The organism is Kitasatospora sp. NPDC057512 (genome assembly GCF_042802135.1).
GTDB lineage: Bacteria > Actinomycetota > Actinomycetes > Streptomycetales > Streptomycetaceae > Kitasatospora.
In genome coordinates, this window is the sequence record NZ_JBHVET010001115.1 from 1 (window position 1) to 1846 (window position 1846).

The following is a 1846-nucleotide window of genomic DNA, read 5'->3' on the forward strand; positions in this document are numbered from 1 at the left end:
CGTCCGATCCGGACGTACAGTCCAGGCATGTCTGCGGAAAACCCCGACCCACGCGTTAGGACCTGGTCCCCGGTCTGCCGCGCGGTGGCCCTGCTGCTCGGCCCGTACGCCGAAGTCGTGCTGCACGACCCCGCCACCGACCGGGTCCTCGCCATCTGGAACCCGATGACCCCCCGGGCCCCCGGCGACCCGTCGCTGCTCGGCGAGCTCGACGGGATCGACCCCTCCGCCCCCGACGTCTACGGCCCGTACGAGAAGCTGCTGCCCGACGGACGGCGGCTCTCCTCGGTCAGCGCCGTCCTGCGCGACGACGACGGGAAGCCCGCCGCGGTGCTCTGCGTCAACCTCGACCGCGGACCGCTGGAGCAGGCCGCCGCCCTGCTGGCCGGCTTCGCCGCCCCCACCGCGCCGCGCCCCGAACCGCTCTTCGAACGCGACTGGACCGAGCGGATCAACGACGTGGTCGGCGGGCACGTCCGTGCCCAGGGCCGCCCGCTGGAGCGCTTCACCCGCGAGGACCGGCTCGCCGTCCTGGGCGAACTCGACCGGGCGGGCGTGTTCGCCGTCCGGCGCGCCGTCCCCGTCGTCGCCACCGCGCTGCGGATCTCCCGCTCCACCGCCTACGGCCTGCTCGCCGAGCTCAAGCAGCACCCCGCGGGCCCCGCCAAGGAGGACCACCAGTGACCCGGCTCCCCGACTTCCGGCTCGAAACCCACTTCTCGCGCTGGGAGTTCACCGCCCGCCACCACCTCACCGCCTCCGACGCGCAGACCATGACGATGGCCGAGCTGCTCGCCCTGGCGGGCCCCGAGGACCGCGAGGCCTGGGACACCCTGGCCCTCGGCTACACCGAGACCTTCGGCGACCCCGGGCTGCGCCGCGCCGTCGCCGGGATGTACGAGCGGGTCGGCGAGGACGACGTGATCTGCTTCGGCGGCGCCCAGGAGGGGCTCAACCTCGCCATGCAGGTCCTGCTCGAACCGGGCGACCACGCGGTGGTGCTGACCCCGAACTACCAGTCCGCCGAGACCGTCCCGCTCTCGCTCTGCGAGGTCACCGGCGTCGCGCTGGACCCGGAGCGGGACTGGGCGCTGGACCTGGACGCGGTCGAGGCGGCGCTGCGGCCGAACACCAGGGTGCTGTCGGTCAACTTCCCGAACAACCCGACCGGCAAGGTGATCGACGCCGCCGACTTCGTACGGCTGGCCGAGCTCTGCGACGAGCGCGGTGTCCGGCTGTTCTCGGACGAGGTCTACCGCGGCCTGGAGCGCGACCCGGCCCGCGCCCTGCCGCAGGCCGCCGACCTCTCGGAGCGGGCCCTCTCGCTCAATGTGACCTCCAAGTCGCTCGGCCTGCCCGGCCTGCGGATCGGCTGGATCGCCTGCCGGGACCAGGAGCTGCGCTCGCGCCTGGAGCGGGCCAAGCACTACACCACGATCTGCAACTCGGCGCCGAGCGAGGTGCTGGCCCGGATCGCGATCACCGCCCGCGACCGCATCCTGGCCCGCAACCGCGCGATCATCGCCGGGAACCTGCCGCTGTTCGACGCGTTCTTCGCCGAGTTCGCCGACCTCTTCGAGTGGCGCGCGCCGGACGGCGGCTGCGTCGCCTTCCCGCGCTACCTGGGCCCGGACGGCGTGGAGGCGTTCTGCACCGCGCTGGTCGAGCAGGCGGGCGTGCTGCTGCTGCCCGCCGGGATCTTCCGCTCGGAGTTGACCCCGACCCCGGCCGACCGGTTCAGGATCGGCCTCGGCCGCCGCGACCCGGGCCCGGGCCTGGCGGCCTTCGGGGACTGGCTCCGCAAACGCTGAGCGGCGCTTCCAACACAGAGCGGTGCTTCCAACGC

At 73.6% G+C, this 1846-nt stretch carries 2 protein-coding genes; both read left to right on the forward strand.

Features of this window, described 5'->3' with window-relative positions; translation table 11 throughout:
• The first annotated feature begins 27 nt into the window (after nucleotides 1–27).
• The gene (locus tag ACFU6K_RS38140; RefSeq protein WP_380671128.1) at nucleotides 28–684 is read left to right on the forward strand and encodes a transcriptional regulator; all 657 of its coding nucleotides are present in this window, start codon (nucleotides 28–30) and stop codon (nucleotides 682–684) included.
• On the forward strand, nucleotides 681–1811 hold the full coding sequence (locus tag ACFU6K_RS38145; RefSeq protein WP_380671130.1) for an aminotransferase class I/II-fold pyridoxal phosphate-dependent enzyme: 1131 nt from the start codon (nucleotides 681–683) through the stop codon (nucleotides 1809–1811). Before ACFU6K_RS38140 ends, ACFU6K_RS38145 begins: the two co-directional genes overlap by 4 nt.
• Nucleotides 1812–1846: the final 35 nt, after the last annotated feature.

Excerpts from the sequence above, each read along its gene's own strand:
- ACFU6K_RS38140 (WP_380671128.1), top strand. The coding sequence starts at position 28 with ATGTCTGCGGAAAACCCCGACCCACGCGTTAGGACCTGGTCCCCGGTC.